This is a genomic window from Streptomyces sp. NPDC001663 (assembly GCF_042893105.1).
In the GTDB taxonomy this organism is placed as follows: Bacteria; Actinomycetota; Actinomycetes; order Streptomycetales; family Streptomycetaceae; genus Streptomyces.
This window is the reverse complement of record NZ_JBIAUR010000017.1, coordinates 89173-114073: the sequence shown is the minus strand read 5'-3', so window position 1 is coordinate 114073 and position 24901 is coordinate 89173. Positions and strand designations below refer to the sequence as shown.

Annotated in this window: 22 protein-coding genes; 15 read left to right on the top strand and 7 right to left on the bottom strand. The window is 70.1% G+C overall.

The features are described from left to right. Positions 1 to 176: 176 nt before the first annotated feature. Positions 177 to 2648: a SpoIIE family protein phosphatase gene (locus ACFY1L_RS42230; RefSeq protein WP_388837371.1), complete on the top strand. Its 2472-nt coding sequence runs from the start codon at positions 177 to 179 to the stop codon at positions 2646 to 2648. A gap of 217 nt (positions 2649 to 2865) precedes the next feature. On the opposite strand, the gene ACFY1L_RS42225 is transcribed toward ACFY1L_RS42230, so the two are convergent. Beyond that, a complete protein-coding gene (locus ACFY1L_RS42225) occupies positions 2866 to 3312 on the bottom strand; it encodes a TIGR03668 family PPOX class F420-dependent oxidoreductase (protein WP_388837368.1) in 447 nt (148 codons plus the stop codon). Positions 3313 to 3795: 483 nt separating this feature from the next. Here ACFY1L_RS42225 and ACFY1L_RS42220 point away from each other — a divergent pair, with 483 nt between their 5' ends. Continuing rightward, entirely contained in the window at positions 3796 to 4110 is a 315-nt protein-coding gene (locus tag ACFY1L_RS42220) for a hypothetical protein (RefSeq protein WP_388837365.1), read from the top strand. 49 nt (positions 4111 to 4159) lie between these two features. Here ACFY1L_RS42220 and ACFY1L_RS42215 read toward each other — a convergent pair whose 3' ends face one another. Both ACFY1L_RS42215 and ACFY1L_RS42210 read right to left on the bottom strand, forming a co-directional pair. Further along, positions 4160 to 4405 carry a hypothetical protein gene (locus ACFY1L_RS42215; RefSeq protein ID WP_388837362.1) on the bottom strand — a complete coding sequence of 82 codons (246 nt, stop codon included), beginning with the start codon at positions 4403 to 4405 and terminating at the stop codon, positions 4160 to 4162. A 117-nt stretch (positions 4406 to 4522) separates the two neighbouring features. Continuing rightward, entirely contained in the window at positions 4523 to 4807 is a 285-nt protein-coding gene (locus ACFY1L_RS42210; protein WP_388837359.1) for a hypothetical protein, read from the bottom strand. A 286-nt stretch (positions 4808 to 5093) separates the two neighbouring features. Between ACFY1L_RS42210 and ACFY1L_RS42205 the strand changes: the two genes are divergently transcribed. After that, entirely contained in the window at positions 5094 to 5306 is a 213-nt protein-coding gene (locus ACFY1L_RS42205; RefSeq protein WP_388837357.1) for a transposase, read from the top strand. Here the strand turns inward: ACFY1L_RS42205 and ACFY1L_RS42200 are convergent. Continuing rightward, positions 5284 to 6678, bottom strand: coding sequence for an MFS transporter (locus tag ACFY1L_RS42200; protein ID WP_388837354.1), 1395 nt, complete (start codon positions 6676 to 6678; stop codon positions 5284 to 5286). The two genes, ACFY1L_RS42205 and ACFY1L_RS42200, sit on opposite strands and share 23 nt — an antisense overlap. Positions 6679 to 6783: 105 nt before the next feature. Here ACFY1L_RS42200 and ACFY1L_RS42195 point away from each other — a divergent pair, with 105 nt between their 5' ends. Next, positions 6784 to 7353: a TetR/AcrR family transcriptional regulator gene (locus ACFY1L_RS42195; RefSeq protein WP_388837351.1), complete on the top strand. Its 570-nt coding sequence runs from the start codon at positions 6784 to 6786 to the stop codon at positions 7351 to 7353. Between the two features lie 350 nt (positions 7354 to 7703). Here the strand turns inward: ACFY1L_RS42195 and ACFY1L_RS42190 are convergent, their stop codons facing one another. Beyond that, the gene (locus ACFY1L_RS42190) at positions 7704 to 8501 is read right to left on the bottom strand and encodes a hypothetical protein (RefSeq protein WP_388837348.1); all 798 of its coding nucleotides are present in this window, start codon (positions 8499 to 8501) and stop codon (positions 7704 to 7706) included. 638 nt (positions 8502 to 9139) lie between these two features. On the opposite strand from ACFY1L_RS42190, the gene ACFY1L_RS42185 reads away from it, so the two are divergent. From ACFY1L_RS42185 to ACFY1L_RS42175, 3 genes are all read left to right on the top strand, one after another. Beyond that, positions 9140 to 10786: a rhamnogalacturonan lyase B N-terminal domain-containing protein gene (locus ACFY1L_RS42185; protein WP_388837345.1), complete on the top strand. Its 1647-nt coding sequence runs from the start codon at positions 9140 to 9142 to the stop codon at positions 10784 to 10786. 163 nt (positions 10787 to 10949) lie between these two features. Further along, the gene (locus ACFY1L_RS42180; protein WP_388837342.1) at positions 10950 to 12422 is read left to right on the top strand and encodes an FAD-binding protein; all 1473 of its coding nucleotides are present in this window, start codon (positions 10950 to 10952) and stop codon (positions 12420 to 12422) included. Between the two features lie 162 nt (positions 12423 to 12584). Further along, positions 12585 to 12845: a hypothetical protein gene (locus ACFY1L_RS42175; RefSeq protein WP_388837339.1), complete on the top strand. Its 261-nt coding sequence runs from the start codon at positions 12585 to 12587 to the stop codon at positions 12843 to 12845. 108 nt (positions 12846 to 12953) lie between these two features. Here ACFY1L_RS42175 and ACFY1L_RS42170 read toward each other — a convergent pair whose 3' ends face one another. Further along, complete coding sequence (locus ACFY1L_RS42170) at positions 12954 to 14876, bottom strand: glycoside hydrolase family 5 protein (RefSeq protein WP_388837336.1); 1923 nt, start codon at positions 14874 to 14876, stop codon at positions 12954 to 12956. Between the two features lie 322 nt (positions 14877 to 15198). On the opposite strand from ACFY1L_RS42170, the gene ACFY1L_RS42165 reads away from it, so the two are divergent. The 5 genes from ACFY1L_RS42165 (at position 15199) to ACFY1L_RS42145 (ending at position 21561) form a co-directional block, all read left to right on the top strand. After that, the gene (locus ACFY1L_RS42165; protein WP_388837333.1) at positions 15199 to 16764 is read left to right on the top strand and encodes a hypothetical protein; all 1566 of its coding nucleotides are present in this window, start codon (positions 15199 to 15201) and stop codon (positions 16762 to 16764) included. Positions 16765 to 17472: 708 nt separating this feature from the next. Next, positions 17473 to 18564 (top strand): sugar ABC transporter substrate-binding protein, encoded by a 1092-nt coding sequence (locus tag ACFY1L_RS42160; protein ID WP_388837330.1) that lies wholly within the window; start codon positions 17473 to 17475, stop codon positions 18562 to 18564. Between the two features lie 139 nt (positions 18565 to 18703). Then, positions 18704 to 19771, top strand: coding sequence for an ABC transporter permease (locus ACFY1L_RS42155; RefSeq protein ID WP_388837327.1), 1068 nt, complete (start codon positions 18704 to 18706; stop codon positions 19769 to 19771). A gap of 2 nt (positions 19772 to 19773) precedes the next feature. Beyond that, a complete protein-coding gene (locus ACFY1L_RS42150; protein ID WP_388837324.1) occupies positions 19774 to 20613 on the top strand; it encodes an ATP-binding cassette domain-containing protein in 840 nt (279 codons plus the stop codon). 111 nt (positions 20614 to 20724) lie between these two features. Further along, positions 20725 to 21561, top strand: coding sequence for a GntR family transcriptional regulator (locus ACFY1L_RS42145; RefSeq protein WP_388837321.1), 837 nt, complete (start codon positions 20725 to 20727; stop codon positions 21559 to 21561). 115 nt (positions 21562 to 21676) lie between these two features. Here ACFY1L_RS42145 and ACFY1L_RS42140 read toward each other — a convergent pair whose 3' ends face one another. Further along, on the bottom strand, positions 21677 to 22084 hold the full coding sequence (locus ACFY1L_RS42140) for a VOC family protein (protein WP_388837318.1): 408 nt from the start codon (positions 22082 to 22084) through the stop codon (positions 21677 to 21679). Between the two features lie 219 nt (positions 22085 to 22303). On the opposite strand from ACFY1L_RS42140, the gene ACFY1L_RS42135 reads away from it, so the two are divergent. The 3 genes from ACFY1L_RS42135 (at position 22304) to ACFY1L_RS42125 (ending at position 24896) form a co-directional block, all read left to right on the top strand. Continuing rightward, a complete protein-coding gene (locus ACFY1L_RS42135; protein WP_388837315.1) occupies positions 22304 to 23410 on the top strand; it encodes an NAD(P)/FAD-dependent oxidoreductase in 1107 nt (368 codons plus the stop codon). A gap of 38 nt (positions 23411 to 23448) precedes the next feature. Further along, a complete protein-coding gene (locus ACFY1L_RS42130; protein ID WP_388837312.1) occupies positions 23449 to 24228 on the top strand; it encodes an SDR family NAD(P)-dependent oxidoreductase in 780 nt (259 codons plus the stop codon). A 92-nt stretch (positions 24229 to 24320) separates the two neighbouring features. Then, positions 24321 to 24896 carry a dihydrofolate reductase family protein gene (locus ACFY1L_RS42125; protein ID WP_388837309.1) on the top strand — a complete coding sequence of 192 codons (576 nt, stop codon included), beginning with the start codon at positions 24321 to 24323 and terminating at the stop codon, positions 24894 to 24896. Positions 24897 to 24901: the final 5 nt, after the last annotated feature.

The following is a 24901-nucleotide window of genomic DNA, read 5'->3' as shown; positions in this document are numbered from 1 at the left end:
CGGGATCCGGCTACCCCTGCCGACGTCTGCGCACACCGGGTTCCGACCAGCGGTACTTCCATGCTCCCTCCGGTCCGGGGAGGGCGGAAGCGCTGCGGGACTCGGCCGGGCGCCCGCCGGTCCCGTGCGCATCGGCCGGACAAGCAGGAACATGGTCGTGTACGGCACCGACCCGGATGGCAGCCATGGATCCTGCGCGAGAAAAGCCCGAGGGGCCCACGCCCGCGGGACCGCGCGATCTCCTCGACGCGTCCACGGACGCGGCGGCGATCGTGACCGCGCAGGGCGTCGTGGCCGGCTGGACCCGCGGCGCCGAGGCCCTGCTCGGCTGGCCGGCGTCCGAAGTGGTCGGCGGCCCCGCCGCGCGGCTGGTGGCGCTGCCCGGGGACCCGGCGCGGGTGGTCGGCGTGGCGGAGCGGTGCCGCGCCGGAATGGGCTGGAACGGCCTGATACCCGTACGACACCGTGACGGCCGCACTCTCGACGTCGACCTGCGCGTCTCCGCGTCCTTCCGGATGGGCCGTGACGAGTGCTTCCTGCTGTCGGCGCGGGAGCAGCGGCGGCAGTGGACCGTCGGCCAGTCCGTGCTCGACGGGTTCCTGACCCGCTCCCCGGTCGGCATGGCGGTGATGGACCTCGAGCTGCGCTACGTGTGGCTGAACGACACCCTGGAACGGTTCGGCGGTGTGCCCCGTGAACAGCGGCTGGGGCGCCGGCTGAGCGAGCTGCTGCCCGGGCTGCAGGCGGCCACCATCGAGGGACTGATGCGCAAGGTCCTGCTGACCCGGGACCCGGTCACCGACTACGAGTACCTGGGGTGGAGCTGGGCGGATCCGCACCGCCAGCACGCCTACTCCACGTCCTTCTTCCCCCTGGTGGACGGCGGCGACGCCGTCACCGGGGTCTGCTACATGGTCCAGGACGTCACCGAGCGCTGGACCGCCCGGCGGCTCCTGATGCTGGTCAACGAGGCCGGGGCGTGCGTCGGCACCACCCTGGACGTGATGCAGACGGCCCAGGAACTCGCCGACTTCGCCGTTCCGCGGTTCGCGGACTTCGTCCTCGTAGACCTCCTGGAGCCGGTTCTCAGTACCGAGGGGCACGGTGCGTGGCTGACGGACGCCGGACCGGCTCCCGCACGGCCGGTGATGCGCCGTGCCGGAATGAGTTCGGTGCGGGAGGGCTGCCCGGAGGCCGTGGCACGGATCGGGGACAGTGTGGACTTCCTCCCGCCGACGCACGACGTGAACCTGCTCATCGACGGTGAGCCCGTCCTCATGCCCGTCCTCGATCCCTCCGACAACGTGTGGATCGCCGAACAGCCCGAGCGAGCGGAACGGATCCGGGAGTTCGGACTGCACTCCCTCATCGCCGTGCCGATGCGGGCCCGCAACACCGCCCTGGGCCTCACCACGTTCATACGGTCGCTCAATCCCGTCCCGTTCCAGCCCGACGACGTCCTGCTGGCCCGGGAGCTGGTGGCGCGGGCCACGCTGTGCGTCGACAACGCCCGCCGCTACACCCGCGAACACACGGCGGCCGTCACCCTGCAGCGCAGCCTGCTGCCGCAGGCCATCACGGGCGGGACGGCGCTGGAGGTGGCCTCCGCGTATCTGCCGGCGGACCCGACGGGCGGGGTGGGCGGCGACTGGTTCGACGTGATCCCGCTGTCCGGGGCCCGGGTCGGTCTCGTCGTCGGCGACGTGGTGGGGCACGGCATCACCGCCGCGGCGACCATGGGCCGGCTGCGCACCGCGGTGCAGACCCTCGCCGACATGGAGCTGCCGCCCGACGAACTGCTGGCCCACCTCGACGACCTCGTGCTGCGGCTGAGCGCCGAGAAGACCGACGACGAGGCGGCCCGGCGCAGCACGACCGCCTTCCTCGGGGCGACCTGCCTGTACGCCGTCTACGACCCGGTCACCGGGCGGTGCACCATGGCCCGGGCCGGACATCCGCCGCCGGTCGTCGTCGCCCCCGACGGGACCGTGTCCTTCCCGGAGCCCCCGGCCGGGCCGCCGCTCGGTCTGGGCGGGATGGCGTTCGAGTGCGCCGAGATCGAGCTCGCCGAGAACAGCCTGATCGGCCTCTACACCGACGGCCTCATCGGGGGCACCGACGACGACATGGAGCTGGGCATGTCCCGGCTCGGCGAGGTGCTGGCCGGGTCCGAGGCCGATCTCACCGCCCTGTGCACCTCCGCCGTACGGCAACTCGTGCCCGGACCGCAGCCCGACGACATCGCCCTCCTTCTGGCGCGCACCCGCGCCCTGGGCGCCGACCAGGTCGCCTCCTGGGACGTGCCCGTGGACCCGTCCGCGGTGGCCGACATCCGGGCCCGGGCCACCCGCCAGGTGGAGGCCTGGGGGCTGGAGGAACTGGCCATGACGACGGAGCTCGTCGTGAGCGAGCTGGTCACCAACGCGATCCGCTACGCCGAACCGCCCATTCGCCTACGACTACTCCGCGACGCCCGCCTGACCTGCGAGGTCGCCGACGCGAGCAGCACGGCCCCGCGCCTGAGGCACGCCCGCAGCACCGACGAAGGCGGCCGCGGCCTGTTCCTGGTGGCCCAGCTGACCGACCGCTGGGGCGCCCGCTACACGGCCGAGGGAAAGATCATCTGGGCGGAGCAGGAGATCCCGTAAGGCCGATGGCGTGACTGAGCACCTCAGCGCACGCACGAAGCCCGTACACGCGGGCTACGGCGCGGGCGGTGCGCAGGTGCCGGCCGCCGGGGCCCGCAGGAGTGGCTTGCGTACAGAAGGATGGACTCGACGCCGGGGCGCGGCCTCTTCGTCAGACGCCCGCGCAAGACCCTCCCGAGTTCCCGCTCGATGGGCCGCGCGCCTGCGGGTTCCCTGGCTAATGCTTTGACCGTGTAGGTTCGCCGCGCCGGCTCTGTGCCGCCCAGCCTGACCAGCGCTTTACGTGAATCTCGATGACCGGCCCGGCGGGACGCTGCTCCTGGTACTGCTCGTACTTGTCCACCAGTGCGTCTACAAGTTGGCCCGCGAGCGCGTTCTCGATCACGCGAGCGTCGCCGTCGGCTCGTACCCACCAGAGCTCATCCCAGTTGTCGTCGAAGTGATCGACAAGAAGTGCGACCGAGGAGTTCTGTTCGATGTTGCGAAGCCGCTTCAGGTTCGTATCGCGCTTCGGCTTATGGTCTACCGCGATCACAACAGTGTCCTCATGCACAGCGAAGGTGGCCGGGACCAAGTGTGGCCGACCCGATGCGTCGGCAGTGCCAAGACGCAGTACCCGGGCCTGGGCGAAGCGATCACGCAGTTCATGGTCCGACAGCTCCATGGAGGCACGGTACCCAGGCCGTCTCGTATTGCATCAGCCCCCAGCACGATCGACCAAAGCCGCGGGGCAGGGCGCCACGCCGCCGGCATCAAACCCATCGCCGCCGGAGACGCGCCGCGGTCTACACGAAGCCCTGGGCCGATCCGACGGTCTTGGGACCGTCCCCGCGGGTGCGGGGAGCACAAGGCGCAGTGGTGTCGGCCGCCGCGATTCGGTCCGAGCTGCCGCTGCACAATCGCTGCCATCACCCGTCCTACGACAAGGCTCCGTGGTGCGGCTACAGGCCGACTGACAACACGCCTCCACGGCGCCCGCCTCACTTGGGGTGGGCGCCGTTCTCTTGTCTCATCGTTCCTGGTGGGACGCTTGTTGTCCGCCTGCGGTGCCCCCGCTCACACCCGCCAATCTGCGTATTGCTGGAACCTCTACGTCCGCCGATGATCCAGCGGTCAACTACCGCACGGCTTCGGGGGGTTGGGGCGAATGCAGTGTCCAAAGTGCCAGTCGACGAACATCAAGCGGTTAAGGGGTTACTGGGAAGACCTCCCGGCGGAATCCCCGAACCGTGGCCGCTACGCCCCGCCGAATGAGCCGACGGGCCAGCCGCTGCTGGCTCTGCTGGCAGTGGCGGCGGGCCTCTTCGTCGCAGTGACGAGCGGCGTCCTGATCGGTCTGGGGATCGCGGTGGCCGGTCTGCTGTGGGGTGCGTTCATGGTGAAACAGCAGCGGGAGTACGAGGCTGAGTTGGCGGAGTATGACGGCTCGACGATCTGCTTGGCGAAGTACCACGTGTTCTGACCGAGCAGCGGAAGGCCCTGGGCCGGTCGGCGGCCCGGGGCCTTCATGTTCAGCCGAGGTAGGTCACCTGCAACACAGTGATGGTCCTGGTCTGCTGCCCGACGAGCAGTAGGGCGAATGCTTGCTCGGTGATGAGCATCCGCACGACCCCGTCGTCCTCCCCGTAGGGCTGCGTCGCTGTGATCGGGTCGTGGCAGGCGTCGGCGAGTGCGAGGGTGAGGGTTTCGCTGGCGGCGGCCGGCATGGCGTCGTGGACAGCTTCTGCTGCGGGGTCGTACTTCAGGCGGTATGGCACCGACTGACCTCCCAATCGCTGCATGCGGACGCACGTGTGGCGGGCTATATGGAGCGGGGGGAGATCATGGAGGGAGCGTAGCGGATCGGATGCGTCGAGTTACAACTTCGCCGCTGTTCAGGCTGCGCCGTGTGCGCGGATGCGGGCGGCGTCGGTGAGGATGCGATCCGTCGCGTCGGGCCACGCGGCGCTGGGGTCCTCGCCACGCTCTTCGGCGCCGATGATGTCCCGGCCCCGCTGAACTGCGTCGACGGTGTCCTTGGCGATGCGCTCCCACTTTGCGAAGACGGTGAGGAGCTGGTGGGCCGGCGCCCGGTTGATCTCCGACAGGAAACGCTGGGCGAGGGCAGGGTTGCCGAGCGCGTCTCGAATGCGCTCGATGGTCCACGGGTGATCACTCATGGCTGCCCTCCGGCAAGCTTCCTTGTCAGTTCCACCGTAGCGTGAAAGTGGTGTCACTTTGAGGGTCCCGGCCGTGACGGCTGACCCCGCTGGCGGCGTGGCGAGCCCGGTTGCCGTAGCCGTGCATGACGAGAGCCCCGGCGTCTCCCGGCCGGGGCTCTGCTGTCCGCCGTTACAGGGGGGCGGCTTGCCGTTCGTCCAGGGGGACCATCCCCGCGGGCGCGGGGAGGGGCCGCCTGCCTGCAGGTCTAGGGCGATTCCTTCGGATCATTGGTCTGATGTGTCGTTGACTGATGCGCAGCGGGCGCGGATTGAGCCGTTGCTGCCAGACCGGACGCCGAAGCGTGGCGGCCAGTGGCGGGATCATCGCCAGGTGATCGACGCGATTGCCGGGAAGTTCCGCACCGGCTCGCCACGCGACTCGAAGCGCCTGGCGAGCGCGCAGTTGGTGCTGTTGGCGGACGCCTGGAGGCAGTTCAGGGAGTTCGCCGCGCGCTGAGGTCGGGGCGCTGTTGCGGCACGGGCGTGGGTGTCGGCCGGGACCTCGCCAGCCACAGGCCGGTGCACACCGCGGTGGCCAGGGTGACGGCTCCGGCCACGGCGAAGGCGCTGTTGAGACCGGCCTCGAAGGAGGCGCCGCCGGACTGCCGGGCGCGGACCACGGCCCCGAGCACCGCCACACCGAGCACCGCGCCGATCTGCCGCGTGGTGCTGCTGATGCCCGAAGCGAGGCCGCCCTCCTGCGGGTCGACCGCCTGGATGGCGGCGCCGGTCAGCGGGGACATAGTGAGGGCGAAGCCGACGCCGACCGTGGCGAGCCGCCACCACACGTTGGCGTAACCGGTGTCGGCATGCACCCCGCCCAGCGCGAGGAGTCCGAGCCCGGCCAGTGCCAGGCCGCTGGTGACGACGGACCGGTAGCCGTACCTGGCGGCGAGGCGGCCCGCGAAGGGGCTGACGACGACCATGGCGAGGGTCGCGGGCAGGGTCTGCAGTCCGGCCCGCAGGATCGAGCTGCCCTGGACGTACACGAAGAACTGCGAGAAGAAGAACGACGAGCCCATGAGCGCGAACCCCACCACGATCATGGCGGAGTTGGAGACGGTGAACAGCCGCAGGCGGAACAGGCCCGGCGGCAGCATCGGTGCGGGGTGACGCCGCTCGACGGCGACGAACGCGGCGAGGAGGACGGCCGCCGCGGCGAAGCCACCGAGGATCACCGGTGAGGTCCAGCCGCGCGAGCCGCCTTCGATCAGGGCGTAGGCCAGGGTGCCGACCCCGAGGACGGAAAGGATCGTGCCCGGGAAGTCGAGGGCGCGGGCGTCCGGGTTGCGGGACTCCTCCAGGACGCGTCGGCCGGCCACCAGCAGGACCACGCCAATGGGCACGTTGACCAGGAAGATCGCGGGCCAGCCGAACGCCTGCGCCAGGACGCCTCCGGCCACGGGTCCGGCGGCCAGGCCGATGCCGCTGAGTCCTGCCCACAGCCCGATCGCCCTGACCCGTTCCTGCGGGGCGGGACGCGCGGCCACCAGGAGTGCGAGCGAGGCGGGGCTCAGGGCCGCGGCCCCGACCCCCTGCAGCACCCGCCCGGCCACCAGCCAGCCGACCGAGGGGGCGAGGCTGCACAGCACGGACGCCGCGGTGAACACCGCGACACCGCTCAGGTACACGCGCTTGCGGCCGAAGCGGTCGGCGAAGACTCCGCCGGACAGCAGCAGCATGGCGACCAGCAGGACGTAGGCGTCGACGATCCATTGCAGGCCGGTCAGTCCCGCGTCCAGGCGGTGCTGCATGTCGGGCAGTGCCGCGCCGACGATCGTGTTGTCGAGCAGCACCATGAACTGCCCCAGGCAGGTCACCACGAGCATGACGTCCCCTCCCTTTCGCCTAATGCAGCCATTAGCTGCATTAGGCGAGACCGTAGAGCCGTTGGGTACGCAAACGCAAGTACGGGCTGCTTTAAGGTGAGAAGCATGGACGAGCAACAGCGCACCCGGCGGCCCGGCGGACGCAGCGCCCGGGTCGGCGCGGCGGTGCATCAGGCTGTCACCGACCTGGTGGGCGAACGCGGGTACGGCGGATTCACCGTCAGCGAGGTCGCGGCCCGCGCGGGCGTCGCCGATACCACCGTCTACCGGCGCTGGGGCAGCCTCGAAGCGCTGCTCACCGACGTGACGCTGACCCGCCTCAACGCGCGGTCACCGATGCCCGACACCGGGGACCTGGTCGGCGACCTGCGCACCTACGCGGCCGCCGTGGCCCGCGAGATCACCGGACCCGACGGTCTGGCCGTGCTCCGCCTGGCCGTCGTCCTGTCCGGCTCCGGACCCGAGGGCCTGCGCCTGCGCGACGGCTTCCTCGCCGAACGCGCCCGGCAGTTGCAGTCCATGCTCGACCGGGCGCGCGAGCGCGGGGAGCGGCCCCCCGACGCGCTGGCCGTCGTCGACCACGTCATGGCCCCGATGTACATCCGCGTCCTGTTCGGCGCGGGCCCGCTCACCACGGAGTACGTGGACGGCCTGGTCGACCGGCTGCTGCGCTGACCGTGAGGCGGCCAAGTAGTCGATGTTGTCGGCCCGTTGGTCGACGGCACCGGTCAGTGGGCGGTCGCGCAGCGCCGGGTCCGTGAGCGTACGGGCCAGGGCCTGTGCGGCCGGGTCCACGTGGGCGGCCGGACCGCTGTCGTTCTGCAGCCGCGCCACCGTCTCGTACGCGACGCAAAGATGGCGCTCCCGGTCGGCGTACTCGCCGCGGCGAGCGCGCCGCGCAGGGACGGGGTGAGCCGCGCGGCCACCGGCAGGCGCGCGAAGACGCTGCCGAGCCACTTGCTGTACGGAGCGTACGTGCGGCCGAGCAGGTCGAGGTCCATCGCCGCGGGCTCAGGGACCACGGGTCAGGCGGTTGGATCCCAAACGCCCTTGAAGAGAGCCAGTTCCAGCAGATCAGGGCTCGCCTCAGGCCATCCGATCCTTGATGAGGCGAGCTGTTTGTCTGCGGCAGTCATCCATTGCAAGTACACGTCATAGCGATGGGGCGTCCAGCCGCTGTCCGACCAGGTCCAAGCCGCTATGGCTCTTGCAGACGTCAGCCTGATTTCGAGTCCGACCCGTGTGGCGTAGGCGCGTATGACGCGTGCAACCCGTTGGTCCAAGATCAGCGCACAAGGGTTGGTCGGAGGGGCCGGTGCCAGGCTGAGGAAGTAGAGGAACTTGGTGAAGAATGCCGGGCCCAGTCCCTTCACTGCTCCCATCAGACCGCTATACGCAGCAATCGCGCCCTTCTCCGGTAGCGCGGCGGCAGCTTGGGCAAGTGCTGGGACCGCCGATGGCTGGGCCAGGATGTGCTTGAGGCGATAGGGGCCGTAGGACGTTTTGCCCTGCCCCCATACGTAGGAGGCGACGAGAGCCTCGGCCCACGCTTCGCGCTCCGTTGCTGCACGCACGGCCGCAGCCACCTGCGCACGGCTGACCTTCATGACCTGTGTCTGCGACCGTTGAGAAAGGCGGTCGGGCCACGGTTCGATCCCTGACCAGCGTGCAGGAACGTACTCCACCGCATGGCTGCCGACGCCGGGCAGGTACTGAGCACCGGAGCTGGAAAGCCACTCGCCTGCAGCTCGCACCGCAGCGTCCGGCAATGGACGCTCCATCAGTTCAGCGTCCAGCGCATCGACGAGATCCTGTCGCTTCACTGGCCCCTCCCCGGCACAAAACTGACGGCCATCATCTTTGCCGAGAGCACTGACAGACCGAGCCCCTCCCGTCGCTGCGGGCGCGGGGAGCACTCTTCGAGGACGGCGTTCCACTGTTGGCGGCCGGGACCATCCCCGCAGGTGCGGGGAGCGCCGGTCCTCCGGCTGCCGGACCAGGCACGCCGGGACCATCCCCGCGAGTGTCGGGAGCACCGTTCCTTGGGCACGGACCCGGCCGGCACCGGTTGGCGCAGGAGACGGCGGTGCCCAGGTGGACGCGGGCGCCGGCCGGATCGTCGAGGTGGAAGGCCAGGTTGCCCAGCAGTCGGGAGAGGCGGCCGAGCTGACGGTGCAGTTCAGTGCAGACCAGGGGGCTGCCCTCGGGTTCCGACAGGAGCGCGAGTTGGAGGGACTCTCTGACCGAGGGGGCCCCGCATCGGTCTCATCGGATCCGTCCCGCGTTCACGACCCTCCGGTTCAGCTGTCGAACTCGCCGTCGAATCCCGGATGTTGAGACCCAATGTGACCTGCCATTACAGCTCCGTGGCCATCTGCTGTCGATCTTCGTGGGGAGCCGTCGGGACGGGCAGTCTTGTGCCGCTTTCCCAAACCCCCCTCATGTCACAGGAGTTGTCCGCATGTCGTACGACAGCCCGCTCTCCCGCCGTACCGTCCTCGCCTCGGCGGCCGGACTCGCCCTGGCCCTCGCCACCCCCGTCACGGCCTCGGCCGCGGGCTTCGGCTACACCGACGACGGCACCAACTACGTCGTCGACACGGGAGCCGGCCTGGTCTTCAAGGTCAACCACAGCAACGGTGACCTCTCGTCCTTCGTCTACAAGGGCGCCGAGTACCAGGGCTACGACGGAAAGAACTCCCACATCGAGAGCGGCCTCGGCACCTCGACGGTGACGATCTCCACGCCCGCCACCGGCGTCGTCCTCATCAAGGTTGTCCACGGCACCCTGATCCACTACTACGCGGCGCGCAGCGGCGAGAACAACATCTACCTGTTCACCTACAAGGCCGACACCTCCGTCACCGCCAGCCGCTACATCGCCCGCCTCAAGCCCGGTGTTTTCCCGACCACTTACCCCGACACGTGGTCCAACTCCGACACCGTCATCGAGTCCGCCGACGTCTTCGCCAAGGCCGACGGCACCACCAGGTCCAAGCACTTCTCCAACCTGCGGACCATCGACTACGACTACTTCGGCTTCAGCTCCTCCGCCGCCTCGATCTGGGTGGTGCGCTCCAACAAGGAGAAGGACTCCGGCGGCCCCTTCATCCGCCAACTCCTGCGCCACGGCAACGAGTCGGGTGCGGGGCTGTACGAGCATCTGTACTACGCCGAGGGGCAGACGGAGGCCGAGCGCTTCGGGCTGCACGGCCCCTACGTCCTCGCCTTCACCGACGGGTCCGCGCCGACCGCCGCCGTGTCCGGCCGTGACAACACCGCCTGGGTGGACGGGCTCGGCATCGCCGGCTGGACCGGCGCGAGCGGCCGCGGCCGGATCGTCGGCAACGGCCTTGCGGGGCGGGACACTTCGTACCCCTACGTCGTGGGCGTGGCCAACTCCCAGGCCCAGTACTGGGCCAAGGCCGACGCGAGCACCGGCAAGTACGCCGTCCCCGGCATCCTGCCCGGCACCTATACCCTCACCGTCTACAAGGGCGAACTCGCCGTGCACACCCAGGACGTGACGATCACCGCGGGCGCCGTCACCACGCTGCACACGATCACCGTCACCGGCGACCCCTCCACCGCCACCGCCATCTGGCGCATAGGTGACTGGAACGGCACCCCGGCCGGTTTCAAGAACGCCTCCCTCGTCACCTACGCCCACCCCTCCGACTCCCGCGCGGCCGCCTGGAGCGCCGACACCTATGTCATCGGCAGCTCGGCCCAATCGGCCTGGCCCGCCTACCAGTTCAAGGAGATCAACCAGGGCCTGCCGATCTCGTTCACCCTCACCGCCGCCCAGGCCGCAGCCGACCGCACCCTCCGCATCGGCATCACCACCGCGAAGGCGGGCGGCCGCCCCCAGATCACCGTCAACGACACGTGGACCTCCGCCCTCCCGGCCGCCGCGACGGAGCCCTCCACCCGCACCCTGACCGTCGGCAGCTACCGCGGCAACAACCACACCTACGAATACGTCATCCCCGCCGCCCAACTCCGCACCGGCACCAACACTCTGCGCATCGACGCCGCCAGCGGCTCGGCGGGCGGCGGGGGATACCTCAGCCCCAGTTACGGGTTCGACGCGCTCGATCTGCTCTGACGACATGGCCGATCGGCCGCTGGGTTTCTGGAACCCGGCGGCCGATGATCGGGTGTACCGGCGAAAATCGACCAACTCCCCTAAACTCAAGTGGAATTGTTCATTCCGGATTACTTTCGACCGGATTGCTTCCGGCCGGATTACTCCCGAGGTGGTAGCGCGCATGTCTCACACACCGTCACGACGCACCGTCCTGCGCGGTCTCACGGTCACGGGGGCGGCGGTGGTCGGCTTCGATCCGGCCACCCGGAGCTGGGCCGTGACCGGAAGCGGGTCCGGCCGGGGCCTGACCGGCATCCCCCGGCTGGACGGGACGCTCGTCACGGACGAGTCGTCACTCGCGGAGGCTTCCGACGACTTCGGCCACATCGTGCACCGCCGTCCCCTCGCCGTCCTGCGCCCCGGGTCGGTCCGCGACGTCGTCGCCATGGTCCGGTTCTGCAACGAGCACCGCCTGCAGGTCGCACCGCGCGGCCAGGGCCACGCCACCTTCGGGCAGGCGCAGGTGAAGGACGGTCTGGTCATCGAGACGGCGACCCTCGCGGACATCGGCCCCCTGGGACCGGACCGCACCACCGTCACCGTCGGCGCCGGCGTCAGATGGAGCGAGGTGGCCAAGGCCGCGATCGCCCACGGGCTCACCCCGCCCGTCTTCACCGACTACCTCGAACTCTCCGTCGGCGGCACTCTGTCCGTGGGCGGCCTCGGCGGCCAGACCCACCGGTACGGCGCCCAGGTCGACAACGTCACCGAACTCCAGGTCGTCACCGGAGCCGGCGAACTCGTGCGCTGCTCCCCGTCCCGCCGCCCCGACCTCTTCCACGCGGTCCTGGCCGGTCTCGGCCAGTGCGCCGTCATCGTCGGCGCCACCCTCCGCCTGGTGCCCGCGCCCGAGACCGTACGCCACTACCTCCTGCCCTACGGCGACCTGGAGACCTTTCTCGAGGACCAGCGCACCCTCGTCCAGGAGGGCCGCTTCGACTACGTCGAGGGCCAGGTCTCGGCCGACTCCGCCGGGGCGTTCCGCGTCTATACCCTGGAGGCGGTGGCCTACGGCCCGCCGGTCGGCCCCACCCCCGACGACACGGTCCTGCTGCGCGGCCTGCGCCACGACCCGTCCGGCGTCCAGGCCTCCGACCTCGCGTACTACGACTTCCTCGACCGGCTGGCCCCCGCCGTGGCCGCCCTGAAGGAGGCGGGCCTGTGGACGTACGCGCATCCCTGGCTCAACCTCCTGCTTCCCGGACCGTCCACTCCGGCCCTCACCGCAGAGGTACTGGACGCCCTCACCCCCACCGACTTGGGCCCCGGTGTCGTCCTCGTCTACCCGATCCGCCGCGACCGCCTCACCACACCCCTGCTGCGCACCCCTGACGACGCCGTGCCGTACCTCTTCGCCGTCCTGCGCGCCACCCCGCCCGACGACACGGCCACCGTCGACCGCCTCCTGTCCGTCAACCGCTCCGCCTACGAGGCCACCGCAGCGGCAGGCGGTACCCAGTACCCGGTCGGCAGCATCCCCTTCACCCACACCGACTGGCGAACCCACTTCGGCTCGGCCTGGCCACGGCTCGCAGCGGCGAAGCGCACGTACGACCCACGCGGGATTCTGGTCCCCGGCCAAGGCATCTTCTGAACCTGCGCCTCGTCGCCACCGATGCTCGGGCGTCGGTGGCGACGGCGACGCGGGCGGCTCCGCCGCGACGGGGATGCTCGGCGGGTTGTTCAGTGCGGCCGTCGTTCGGGGTGTACGTCAATCCGGTTCGGAGTCAGCACGGAAGGCCTGCGCGATCAGACGGTGAGCGGCCACAGCTCCAGCAGCACCTATCTCCTGGCCGGCTGGGCCAAGGCGGCCACCGCCGGTGAGGAGGTGGCGGTCGGCGTGAAGAGCTTCGGCGGTACGGAGACGTATCTGCGGACCTCGACGACGTCCTACGCCCAGCAGCCCATCTTCTTCACCACGGGCGCGTCCACCACCTCGGCCGCCGCCTACTGCTACAAGAACTCGGGCTCCGCGGCCGGGTATTGCGACGACTACACGCTGGTCAAGCTTCCCTGACCACGACCGCTCCCGAGGAGGATTCGGCAACGGTGGGCGGGTCGGCACGTCCGACCCGCCCACGAGCCTGTCATCCCTGCGCCATCCCTTTGCGTACCAGGGGGATTGTCAGGGCTGCAACGGGCTGCACAACAGCGCCGCCGGACCCTGCGCGCTGCCCACGCGGGTGGTGAAGGCGATCCCGGCGGCGTACTCGTCGGCAGCGCACTGACCCTTGTAGTTGCCGTATGCGAAGTCGCCGCCGGCGCCGTCGGAGGGCCGGTTGTCGGAACGGTCGAACCAGACCGTACGTCCGGTACGGCTCAGCGAGGTGCGGGCGGGAGCGCACAGGGCCGCCGACACACGCTCACCTCGGCGGCTGTAGCCGAGGAGGAACTGCCCTGCGGGGCACTGGAGTTTGGTGTAGCCGCTTGCCCAGTCGCCGCCCGCGGGGACATGGCGCTCGTCGGTGACGACCGTCTGTGCGTCGCCCGCGGCACGCAGGTCGCCGCCGGTCGTGTCGGTGCACAGGCCGCGGCCGCCGCTGTGGCTGAGGCCGATCAGCCGGAGACCGTCGGGGCAGGCCGCCTTGTAGGCGCCCGGGTCCCAGTCGCCGCCGGCCCGCACCCGCAGGGACTGCACCGCGTCGCCGTGGTCGGTGGCGAGCATGCGCCAGACGGGCACCGGCGCGACGTACCCGGTGCGACTCGGGGACGTCATGAGGTGATTCCAGGCGGCGCCGCGCCAGTCACCTTGGTCGAGGATGCCGTACCGTCGCCCCGCGCTGTCGTAGCGCAGCAGGGCCCAGTCGTCGTGGCCCTCCCAGCCGACCAGGGGCCAGTAGGCGAAGTCGGCGTCGTGGTCGGCGAAGTAGTCGGTGATGTTGCCGAACCAGGTGCGGGCGGCGGTGCCCGTCTCACCGGCGCCGATGCCGAACTCGCTGATCCACACGGGCGCGGTGTAGTGCTGCCCCTCCGTGGTGACGAAGAAGGCCTGATCGGCGAGGACTTGGTACAGCTGCTCGCGGGTCAGGTCCTGGTAGCGGGGGTCGTGGGTCTCGCCGACTCCGGTGGCGCCGCTGTGCCGGGGACCGGTGTAGCCGTAGAAGTGGGCGGAGTACACGAGCTTGTGGGCGGCCACGAGGGTGTGCGACAGCGTGCGCGCGGGTGCGAGCGTGGGCCGGTCGTGCGGCAGCCCGTCGACCGGCAGGCCGGTCCAGTTGATGCCCTCGACGACGACGAGGAGATCCGGGTTCGCCTCGGTGAGGATGCGGTCGGCGGCGAGTTGTGCGGTGGCGTACCAGTCGTGGGCGTCGCCCAGGCCCCAGTTGGGGTCGTCCAGGACGTCACGGCGTACCTCGTTGTAGAGGTCCGCGCCCACGACACGGGAGTTGGCGGCGTACCGGCGGGCCATGAAGACCCAGTCGTCGGCCCACTGCGAGGTGGACTGACTGCTGTTCCAGCGTTCGTTGCCGTCGATGCCGCAGCACCAACGGGACGTGTTGGTGTGGTTGTTGAGGATGACCGCGAACCCGGCGTCGGTGAGGGCGGCCACGACGGCGTCGTAGACCTGCAGGGGCGTCTTCCCGCGCAGCTGCGGGTTGGCGACGACGGCGGCGTCCGGCACCGGTGCCGTTGCGTGGATCATCTCGTTGGAGAACGGCAACCGCACGCTGTTGATGCCGAGTTCGTGAAAGTCGGCGAGCAGTTGGGCCAGCGAGGCGCGGTCCAGGCCGAGAGGGATGCCGTAGGAGTTCTGGCCGGCGTGGTGGTTGGCGGGATCGGCGGTGCTGCCGCTTCCCGTCCACGAGCCCTGCGCGCCGTCCCAGTTGGCCGACCTCAGGCGGAAGCGCCGGCCCTGGGCATCGACGATGTACCGGCCGCGGGTGGACAGCGGCGGCTGCCAGGTGTCGGCCGCCGGGGGAGCGGCCTGGGCGGTGGCCTCGATGGCGGGAGGAACGGGGGTGGCGGCGACTGCGGTCGGCGCCGTGGTCAGCAGCGCGAGAAGAGCGGCCATTGATGTCAGGTACTTGACAAATCTGGAGGTCTGCATCTGGTCCTCGGCGAGTGCGCGGTGGGGAAGCGGACGAGCAGCGGGCGCCACTCTACGAAGCAGTAGGGGCCAGGTCCATACCAGTCGCCTAGGTGGGCAGTGGAGCATCCACCTCCACCGGACAGCCGGTTCTCGCCACGCCCCGAGCCCGGTGTCTCGGCCGAACGGCCGATGCCCGTGACGACGACTGCGACGAAGAATTCAGAAGTCCCCCGGTGAGGCCCTGACCAGCACGAATACGCGCTTCGGCCCGCCGTGCACCGAGGCAGGCAGGCCTGGAGTCCGTTCAGGCTGTCCCACCCTGAACGGAGTCGTCGCCCCCATGACCGCTGCTCTCGAACTGGTCGCCGCCCCCGCGGACGACGTCCCGCTGTCACCGAGCGGACCGCGCCGCCGGGCCCCCTCCCGTTTCCGAAGCCACCGGGTGCCGCTCGCCACGCTGACCATGCTTCCGCTGTATCTCGTGTGGGCGATCTTCCGCGCCAACGGCGGCGGGGACCTCGCGCCCCAGGAGACCTGGGCACGCTTCGCCGCGCAGCACGGCGACTCGGCGTACGGGCTCTTCTGGTACGGCGGGGTCCACACCATGAACTACAGCGTGATCTCGCCCTATCTGATGGGCGCCCTCGGCGTCCGCACGGTCGCCGTGGCCTCCGGACTGGCCGCCGGCTGGCTGGCCGCGGTGCTGCTGGTGCGAACCGCGATCCGGCGCCCGCTGTGGCCCGCGCTGCTGGCCGCGTTCGGCCTGTGGGTCAACGTCGCCGCGGGCCGGGTGACCTTCGCGCTGGGTGTCGCCTTCGCCGGGCTGTTCCTGGTGGTGGCGGGCGCGGCCTACTGGCTGGTCCGCGACTGGGCGAGGGGCGCAGCACTGATGCTGCAGCCGTTCGCGGTGGTGGCGACGACCACCCTTCTCTTCCCGTTCCACGGCCAGGAACCGATGGCGGCCGGCCGGATCCTCTGGCCCGGACTGCTCGGGCTGGCGGTGGCGGCCCTCACGCCGCGCGACTGGCGGGTGGTGCGCTGGGCCGGTGCCGTGTACGCGGCGGGTGTCCTGCTGTCGTACGTGATCGCCTCGCCGATCGGCGCCAACGTGGAGCGGCTGGCGCTGCTGTTCGCACCGGCCGTGCTCCTGGCCGCACTGCTGGAGACGCCGGGGTGCTTGCGGCGGCTGCGTGGTGCGCTCGCCGTGGCGCTCGCGGCGTCCCTGGTCTGGCTGGGTTCGGGCACGCCCACATCCTTCCTCCGCGGCTCGGGGCAGGTCCCGGCGTGGGCCGCCGACACCCACGGTGTCGTACGAGCCCTGGACCGGCTCGGCGCGAACGACGCGCGCGTGGAGGCCGTCCCCACGCAGGACCATCGCGAGGCTGCCGTGCTGGCCCCGCACGTCAATCTGGCGCGCGGCTGGAACACGCAGTTGGACATGGAGCGCGGCCGCCTCTTCTGCGACGGGACGTTCTCGCCGACGAAGTACCGGGCCTGGCTGGACCGTTGGGCCGTGGGCTTCGTGGTGCTGCCCGACGCCGAGCCCGACCGGTACGGCGAGGCCGAGGCCCGCCTGGTGCGCAGCCGACCGGCGTGGCTGGAGCCGGTGTGGAGCGACGCCCACTGGAAGGTCTACCGGGTGCGCAACGCGGTCCCGCTGGTGTCGGCCCCCGCCACCGTCGTCCACACCTCGGACGACGCGCTCGAGATACGGATGCCGAGGCGCGGCTCGGTGAGCGTTCGGGTGGCCTACTCACCGTGGCTGCACGCGGAGGGCGGCTGCCTGTCCAGGCAGGGGCAGTTCACGCGCCTGACCGTCAACGGGCCGGACGTGTACCGGATTTCCTCCGAGTACCTCCCCGGATATGGTGCTTCACCGGCATCGTCGGCTCGGCTTGGATGCTGACGTCCGACCCTGGGGCGAGCCGCTATTGAACGAGACCGACCTGCCGTCCGCGGGTGCCGAAGCGACGATCATGTCTTCGTCGTGGATTCGGTCGGCCTGCCCTGTGCGCTGCTGACGGTTGGCGGTGTGTATCCGCTCGCCACGCTGTGCCCGGTGATCTTCCCGTGAATGGCCGATCGACCGTTCGACGTTCCAGCGGCAGCCATGCCGGATCCGGTGACGGCCACCCCGATGGGTCTGGTGCTCATGGGGTTCCTCTCCGGCATCGATCGTGCTTAAAGCGCTTTAGATGGCCGTACTGTGCGGCTCATCCCAGGGGCGTGTCAAGGGTGTCGCACGCGCTCGCAGGGATGCCTGGGCGGACCGTGAGTCCGTAAACCGGATGCCACGTCCGCATGTCATCACAAAGTCTTGACACGCCCCCGAAACACAAGCATGCTCTGCGCACCGCACCGTCTAAAGCGCTTTAAAAGATCGCCGACCTCCGGGCACGGTGATCGCCAACCCCTCGCACTCCGCCACTGGCGGACTCCGCCCTCCTCGCCGTCACGCGACCCCATCCGGGTCGGCGGCAGTCCCGGCCCCCGCCGTCCCGCGCACACCGGCACGCCCTTGGTGTGCGCGGGACAAATCCCCAGATGTAACTCGATGTCCTCCAGGCCACGCCCCACGCTCGCGCCCGGTTTCACACGAAGGAGTACCCCGCACATGGAACGCACGCAGACCCGGCGCCGACTGCCCGGCCGACTTCCCCGACGAGTCCTCACCGCGGTGGGCCTGCTCGCCGCGACGGCGACCACGCTGGCCGGGTGCAGCAGTGGCGCCGCGAAGAGCGGTTCCTCCGATGGCACGGCGGCGAGCGGCGGTTCGGCGACGGCCGCGGCCAACGGCGGTGGTGGCAAGAACTCCATCTACGTCATCGGCGGCAAGGCCGACGACCCGTTCTGGTCCGCGATCAAGCGCGGTGGCGAGGACGCCGCGAAGCTGGTGAAGGCGTCCGGCGGCAAGGTGACCTTCCTGGGCCCGCAGAACTACGACAACCTCGGCCCTGACGCCGCCAAGCTGACGCTCACCGCGCTGTCGCAGAACCCCTCCGCCATCCTCGTGCCGGACTGGGTGCCGGAGAACCAGGACGCCGCGATCAAGCAGGCCATCGCCAAGGGCGTCAAGGTCTTCGTCTACAACTCGGGCGGTGTCGCCGCGGCCAAGCGGACCGGTGCCGTCAAGTACATAGGCTCGGACGACTACGAGGCGGGCAAGGCCGGCGGCGCCAAGTTCGCCGAAGAGGGCGCCAAGAACATCCTCTGCGTCAACACCGTGCCCGGCTCTGCCAACCAGGAGGCCCGCTGCAAGGGCATCAAGGACGGCGCCAAGAGCGAGGGCTCCTCGTCCAAGCAACTCCCGCTGCCCTCCTCGAACTTCGGCAACCCCTCCGCCGTCACCCAGGCCATCAAGGGCGCACTGCTGAAGGACAGCAGCATCGACGCCGTGGTCACGATCGGCGTCCAGGACGCCGACAGCGCCGCCGCCGCGATCGACCAGGCCAACGCCGCCGGCAAGGTCAAGCTCGGCACCTTCGACCTCTCGCAGAGCCAGCTCGACCGCATCAAGGCGGGCAAGCAGCTCTTCGCCATCGACCAACAGCCGTATCTGCAGGGCTTCTACGCCGTCTCGATCGCCAACCAGTACCTGTCCTACGGCGTCCTCCCGCCGCAGAACCCGCTGCTGACCGGCCCGCTGCTGGTCGTCAAGGACAACGTCGACGCGGCGATCGCGGGCACCAAGGCCGGCGTCCGCTGATCCTCCCAGGGCCCGCGACGCCGGGCTGATCCGAAAGACACGCCCTCCAGGTGCCGGGCCCCGCCGGGCCCGGCACCGCACCCGCGCACACTCCCCACTGCGCACCCCGACCGAGATCCACGAAGGTGACACCAGACCGATGACAACCTCACTTCCCGACACGACGGCCGAGAACGAGAAAGAGCCCGCCGTCGCCACCCCGAAGCAGTCCGAGAGCCCGCTGGGGCAACTGCGGCACCGTCCCGAGGTCGGCGCGCTCATCGGAACGATCAGCGTCTTCGTCTTCTTCGCGATCTTCGGCGGGGAGAAGTTCCTCGCCCCCGCGGGCGCGGCGAGCTGGCTGAACATCGCCGCGGAGCTCGGCATCATCGCCATCCCCGTCGGCCTGCTGATGATCGCCGGCGAACTCGACGTGTCCGTCGGCTCGGTGCTCGCCGGCAGCTCGATGACGCTGGCGATCGTGTCCGGCTACTGGGGCGCCCCGATGATCGTCGGCATCCTGTGCGCGCTCGGCCTCGGCCTCTTGACCGGCCTGCTCAACGGCATCATCGTCACCCGGACCAACGTCCCGTCCCTGGTGGTCACCCTCGCCACCCTCTCCGGCCTCGCGGGCCTCACGCTCGGCCTCTCCCGCGTCACCACCGGCACCACCAGCGTCGCCATCAAGCCCGACCCGCTGTCGAAGTCGCTGTTCGGCCAGCTGATCGGCGGCCAGTTCGAGGTCGCGATCTTCTGGTGGCTCGGCCTCGCCGCCGTCGTCACGGTGGTCCTGCAAATGATGAAGTACGGCAACTGGATCTTTGCCATCGGTGGCGACAAGGAGAGCGCCCGCGCCACCGGCATCCCGGTCGTCAAGGTGAAGATCGCCCTCTACATGGCCAGCGGCTTCGGCGCCGCCCTGGTCGGCGTCATCCAGACCATCCTCTACAACGGCGCGCAGGTCGCCAACGGCCAGTCCTTCGTCTTCAACTCCATCATCGCCGTCGTTGTCGGAGGCGTTCTGCTGACCGGCGGGTACGGCTCCGTCGTCGGCGTCGTACTCGGCACGCTGACCTTCGCCATCGTCAACCAGGGCATCTACTACACCGGTTGGAACTCCGACTGGGCCAGCCTGATCCTCGGCGTCCTCATCCTCACGGCCGTGCTCATGAACAACACCTTCCGCCGGCTCGCCCTTTCCGCCTCCCGACCCGCGAAGAAGGCCTGACCATGACCGCACCCCTTCTCCGTCTGACCGGCATCAGCAAGTCGTTCCTCGGCACCAACGCGCTGCAGGACATCTCCCTGGAGGTGGACGCCGGCAAGGTGCTGTGCCTCCTCGGCGACAACGGCGCCGGCAAGTCCACCCTCATCAAGATCCTCTCCGGGTTCCACAAGCCGACCACCGGCACCATCGAAGTCAACGGGACGCCGGTCACCTTCGACAGTCCGCGCGACGCATCGGATCAAGGCATCGCCACGGTGCACCAGTTCGGCGGTACGTTCCCGCTGATGGGCGTCGGCCGTTGTTTCTTCGTCGGCGCCGAACCCACCAAGGGCTTCGGCCCGTTCAAGCTGTTCGACAAGAAGCTGGCCGGTGAGATCGCCGTACGCGAGATGCAGTCCCTGGGCATCACCCGCGTCACCGACGGCGGCCGCCTGGTGGGCAGCCTGTCCGGCGGCGAACGCCAGGCCCTGGCCATCGCGCGCGCCGTCTACTTCGGCGCCAACGTCCTCATCCTCGACGAGCCCACCGCCGCCCTCGGCGTCAAGGAGGCCGCGCATGTCCTGCGGATCATCATGCAGGCCCGCGCCAAGGGCGTCGCGGTCATCCTCGTCACGCACAACGTCCGCCACGCCATGATGGTCGGCGACCACTTCGCCGTACTGATCCGCGGCCAGAAGGCCGACGACTTCCGCAAGGGCGAGCGCACCCGGGAACAGATCACCGACCTCATGGCCGGCGGCGAGGCCATGGCCGACCTCGAGGCCGAACTGGCGCAGATGCAGCGGGAGTTGGAGAGCGAAATGGAGCGGGAACTGGCCTTGGAGACAGACTCCGAGAGCTGATCGCGCACAGCGCGACGGAGACCGTGCGGGGGCGTCAGCGGGTGACACCCCCGCGCGTCGAACGTACGGCACCCAACACGTCACTCACGGCACCCAGGTCAGGACGACGCCATGCGGGATGCACCACCGGATGTCCTCGCGCGCGGCTCCACCCTCCCCGGCCTCGTCCTGGACCGCACGAGCCGGACACCACTGCACCGACAACTCGCCGAGCAACTCAAACGAGCCATCGAATGCGGCCAGTTGGCGCCCGGCACCGTGCTCAGCAGCGAGCCCAGGATGGCCCAGGAGACGGGACTGTCGCGCATCACGGTCCGCCACGCGATCCGTTCGCTGACGGACCAGGGTCTCCTGGTACGCCGCCGGGGCATCGGCACCCATGTGGCATACGACCGGACCCCACACGCCCTCGACCTCGCCGCCGTACACGAGGACCTGCGCGAGGCCGGGCGCGCCCCCGCGACCGAGGTCGTGTTCTGCGGAACCCAACCCGCCTCGCCACAGGTGGCGGCCGCCCTCGCCCTCGCGGAGGGCAGCGAGGTCACGGTCCTGGAACGGCTGCAGTACGCCGACGGCCAGTGCATCGGCCACCTGCGCAACCATCTGCCCTACGACCTGCTGCGCCCGCAACTGCTCAGCGCGCACGACGGACGCCTGGGATCCATCGGCCTGTACGGCCTGATGCGCGCAGTCGGCGTCTTCGCCTGCACCGCCCAACACGCGATCGGCGCACGCGCCGCCACCACCGAGGAGTGCGAACGGCTCGACGTACCCGAAGGCAGCGCACTGCTGACTTTGACCCGCACGACGTTCGACCAGAGCGGCCGCCCTGTGGAGTACGGCAACCACTCCTATCCGCCCGGACGGCGCGGCTTCGAGTTCCGGCTGACGGCCGGGGGCGCGACCTGTCGTACACCTAGGCTCCGGTGGAGGTGGGCGAGCTGCTGACCGGTGCAGTGGCGGCGAGTCCGGGCATGGCGACGGGGGCGACGACCCGCCAGGGCCGTGAAAACGGGCGTGGCCGGCACCGTCGGGTGTCGGCCACGCGGGATCTACGGGGCTGTCAGTCTTCGCCGCGGCGTGCTTTGGCGCGCTGGCGGAGCGAGATCCGGTTGCCGTCCGGATCGATCGCCTCGATGCGGATCCCGAACGGGTAGTCCTCCGGTTCGGGCTGGTCGAAGGTCACGCCCCGTTCGCGAAACAGCTCGACGTCCTTCCTCAGGTCGTCCGACTCGAGGAAGACCGGCCCGGGTGCGGTGCCCGCCCGCGGCTCGGCCGGCTGCCCCGCGGACGGAGCGTGCGGCCACAGGATGATCTCGAGGGGGCCGCCCGGGGTGCCCACGGTGAGAAAACGTCCATCGGGGCCGGGGTAGTCGATGATCTTCTGCAGACCCAGTTGTTCCGTGTAGAACCTCAACGCGCGGTCCTGGTCGGTGACATAGAGCGTCACGTACATGACGTTGGTCAGCATCGTGGTGTCCTTCCGTCGCTCGGAGCCGAGTGGTCACCTCCTTGACGGGCTTCGACGCGGGTTTGTGACGGAGGGGGCGGAAGCCGTTGCCCCCGCGGTGCGGACGGCGGGTTGGGTGGGGTTTCACGGAACGCGCACAAAGCTTCATGTGAACTTTAAGTTTCAAGGGCTAGGCTCGTCGCACCCCCAAATCCCCCCACAAACAGCAGGAGACTCGTTGTGCGCGACGGCGACGTAGTGGTGATCGGCGGCGGTTACGCGGGTGTCCGGCTGGCGAAGCGGCTGGACTCGGTGGCGCGGGTGACGCTGGTGGACCGCAAGGAGGTCTTCTTCCATCGCATCGCCTCCCTGCGCGCCGGGGTGCGCCCGGACTGGTCGGTGACGCCGTTCATTCCCTACGACCGACTGCTGAGCAACGGCCGGGTCGTCACTGGCAAGGCGCTCCGCGTGGACACCGCCGAGCGGCAGGTCGTGCTGGCGACGGGGGAGCGGCTGCCGTACGACGTGGTGGTGATCGCGACCGGTGCCGACTATCCCGAGCCGGCCCGCTTCACCGGCACGACCACCGAAGAGGCGATGAAATCCTTCGCCGGTCACCAGCAGCAGATCGCCGCCGCCGAGCACGTCCTCGTCGTCGGCGGCGGGCCCTCCGGCGTCGAGCTCAGCGCCGAGGTGCGCCTGGCCCGGCCGGACGCCCGGGTCACGCTCGCCCACTCCGGGCCGGCGCTGCTGCACTCCACCGGCAGCGAGCGGGCCGGGCGCAAGGCGCGGGCCTGGCTGGAGGCCCACGACGTCGAGGTGCGGCTCGACTCGTTCATGTCGCCCGGCTTCGAGTTCGGCACCTATCGGGATGCGCGCGGCAGTGTCATCGCCGCGGATCTGTCCTTCTGGGCGACGGGCACCACGCCCAACACCCTCTGGCTGCGGCTGGGCGGGCACGGCGACTGGCTCAATGCCGGCGGGCACATCAAGGTCGACCGGACACTGCGGGTCGAGGGGCATCTGGACGTGTTCGCGGTCGGCGACGTCAACGACGCCACCGAGCTCAAGATCACCCCGGCCGCGCTCGCCCAGGCCGACCTCGCCGCCTGGAACATCCGCACTTACCTGAACAGTTCCGGCAAGCACCGCAAGGAGCCCCGCTTCTACCGGCCGATGCACCGCACCCCGCTCATCGTGCCCTTCGGCCCGGCCGACGGACTGACCATGCTGCCCGTGCTGGGCGGCGAGAGCGCGGTCCTCGGCAGCCGTACGTCCGTGCTGGCCAAGGCGAAGACCCTGATGACGCCGTACATGAGGCGCCAGCTCGGGTACACCGCAGGCTGACACGTAAGCCCGGTCGGCGCTGCGTCTAGGGTGCGGGCATGACCTCGCAGACGTATCTCTCCGAACTGTTCTCGCTGGACGGCCGGGTCGCCGTGGTGACCGGCGGGAGTTCCGGCATCGGGCGCGCCGTCGCCGGGGCCCTCGCGCGGGCCGGGGCGAGTGTCGTGGTCGTCGCGCGCAAGGAGGCGGAGCTCGCCGCCACCGTCGACGAGCTCGTGGCCGACGGGTGCCGGGCGGCCTGGGTGAGCGCCGATCTGGGGACCCGCGACGGTGTGCGCGCGGCCGCAGAGGAGGCGGTCGAGGCGTTCGGGGAGCCCGACATCCTCGTCAACAGCGCCGGGGTCAACCTGCGGCCGCCTATGGGGGAGTTGGGCGAGGAGGTGTGGGACACCACCATGGCGGTGAACCTGGAGGCGCCCTTCCTGCTGGGCCAGCGGTTCGGTCCCGGCATGGCCGAACGGGGCTTCGGGCGGATCATCCACATCACCTCCCAGCAGGCCCACCGGGCGTTCGTGCAGAGCGGGGCCTACGGGGTGTCCAAGGGGGCGCTGGAGTCCCTGGCCCGTTCGCAGGCGGAGGCGTGGTCGCCGTACGGCGTCACCTGCAACACGCTCGTGCCGGGTTTCGTGATGACACCGCTCAACGCGCGGCTGTCCTCCGACCCCGAGAAGGTGGCGGAGCTGGCCGCCCGGACCATGGTCGGACGCAACGGTCTCGCCGAGGACTTCGCGGGTGCCGCGGTGTTCCTGGCGAGCGGTGCTTCCGCCTACGTCACGGGGCAGGCCGTCTTCGTCGACGGCGGGCTGTCCGTGCACTGAGCCGGCCGCACCGCGATGAGTTACGGCGGTGTTCCCGGTCTGTCCCTGCGAAGGGGCCGCCTGGAGCCCCCGCGACAGCTGGGAGATGCCGGATGAGCACCGTGGTGATGCACAACGTCGTTTCCGTGGACGGCTTCATCGCCGACGCGGACGATCAGGTCGGCCCCCTGTTCGACTGGTACACCAACGGCGACGTCGAGCTCGGCACAGGCGGCAAGATCTCGCAGGTCTCGGCCGCATACGTCAAGCCGATGTGGGCCGGTATCGGCGCGATGGTGATCGGGCGTCACCTGTTCGACATCACCAACGGCTGGGAAGCGTCTCCGCCCGCGGGTGAGCATGTGGTCGTGGTCTCGCACCGGCCCCGACCCGACCGGTGGCACCCCGAGGCCTCGTACCACTTCGTCGACGACGTGGCACAGGCGATCGCCAAGGCCAAACAACTCGCGGGCGAGCGCACCGTCGCCGTGGCGGCGGGCGACGTCGGCGGGCAGGCGTTCGCCCTCGGCCTCGTGGACGAGGTGGCGATGGACGTCGTTCCGGTGGTCTTCGGCTCGGGCAAGCGGTATTTCGGGTCGGTCGACGGCCGGCATCTGCTCGAGGATCCGCACACGGTGATCCAGGGCGACAGGGTGCTGCATCTGCTCTATCGCGTCAGCCGCAAGTGACGTGC

What these genes read in the sequence shown, in the direction of transcription:
- ACFY1L_RS42165 (WP_388837333.1), top strand. Translation starts at nt 15,199, where the DNA reads ATGACCGCTGCTCTCGAACTGGTCGCCGCCCCCGCGGACGACGTCCCG.
- ACFY1L_RS42220 (WP_388837365.1), top strand. Translation starts at nt 3,796, where the DNA reads ATGCAGTGTCCAAAGTGCCAGTCGACGAACATCAAGCGGTTAAGGGGT.
- ACFY1L_RS42160 (WP_388837330.1), top strand. Translation starts at nt 17,473, where the DNA reads ATGGAACGCACGCAGACCCGGCGCCGACTGCCCGGCCGACTTCCCCGA.
- ACFY1L_RS42145 (WP_388837321.1), top strand. Translation starts at nt 20,725, where the DNA reads ATGCGGGATGCACCACCGGATGTCCTCGCGCGCGGCTCCACCCTCCCC.
- ACFY1L_RS42170 (WP_388837336.1), bottom strand. Translation starts at nt 14,876, where the DNA reads ATGCAGACCTCCAGATTTGTCAAGTACCTGACATCAATGGCCGCTCTT.
- ACFY1L_RS42180 (WP_388837342.1), top strand. Translation starts at nt 10,950, where the DNA reads ATGTCTCACACACCGTCACGACGCACCGTCCTGCGCGGTCTCACGGTC.
- ACFY1L_RS42130 (WP_388837312.1), top strand. Translation starts at nt 23,449, where the DNA reads ATGACCTCGCAGACGTATCTCTCCGAACTGTTCTCGCTGGACGGCCGG.
- ACFY1L_RS42225 (WP_388837368.1), bottom strand. Translation starts at nt 3,312, where the DNA reads ATGGAGCTGTCGGACCATGAACTGCGTGATCGCTTCGCCCAGGCCCGG.
- ACFY1L_RS42195 (WP_388837351.1), top strand. Translation starts at nt 6,784, where the DNA reads ATGGACGAGCAACAGCGCACCCGGCGGCCCGGCGGACGCAGCGCCCGG.
- ACFY1L_RS42155 (WP_388837327.1), top strand. Translation starts at nt 18,704, where the DNA reads ATGACAACCTCACTTCCCGACACGACGGCCGAGAACGAGAAAGAGCCC.
- ACFY1L_RS42185 (WP_388837345.1), top strand. Translation starts at nt 9,140, where the DNA reads ATGTCGTACGACAGCCCGCTCTCCCGCCGTACCGTCCTCGCCTCGGCG.
- ACFY1L_RS42140 (WP_388837318.1), bottom strand. Translation starts at nt 22,084, where the DNA reads ATGCTGACCAACGTCATGTACGTGACGCTCTATGTCACCGACCAGGAC.
- ACFY1L_RS42125 (WP_388837309.1), top strand. Translation starts at nt 24,321, where the DNA reads ATGAGCACCGTGGTGATGCACAACGTCGTTTCCGTGGACGGCTTCATC.
- ACFY1L_RS42210 (WP_388837359.1), bottom strand. Translation starts at nt 4,807, where the DNA reads ATGAGTGATCACCCGTGGACCATCGAGCGCATTCGAGACGCGCTCGGC.
- ACFY1L_RS42150 (WP_388837324.1), top strand. Translation starts at nt 19,774, where the DNA reads ATGACCGCACCCCTTCTCCGTCTGACCGGCATCAGCAAGTCGTTCCTC.
- ACFY1L_RS42200 (WP_388837354.1), bottom strand. Translation starts at nt 6,678, where the DNA reads ATGCTCGTGGTGACCTGCCTGGGGCAGTTCATGGTGCTGCTCGACAAC.
- ACFY1L_RS42230 (WP_388837371.1), top strand. Translation starts at nt 177, where the DNA reads ATGGCAGCCATGGATCCTGCGCGAGAAAAGCCCGAGGGGCCCACGCCC.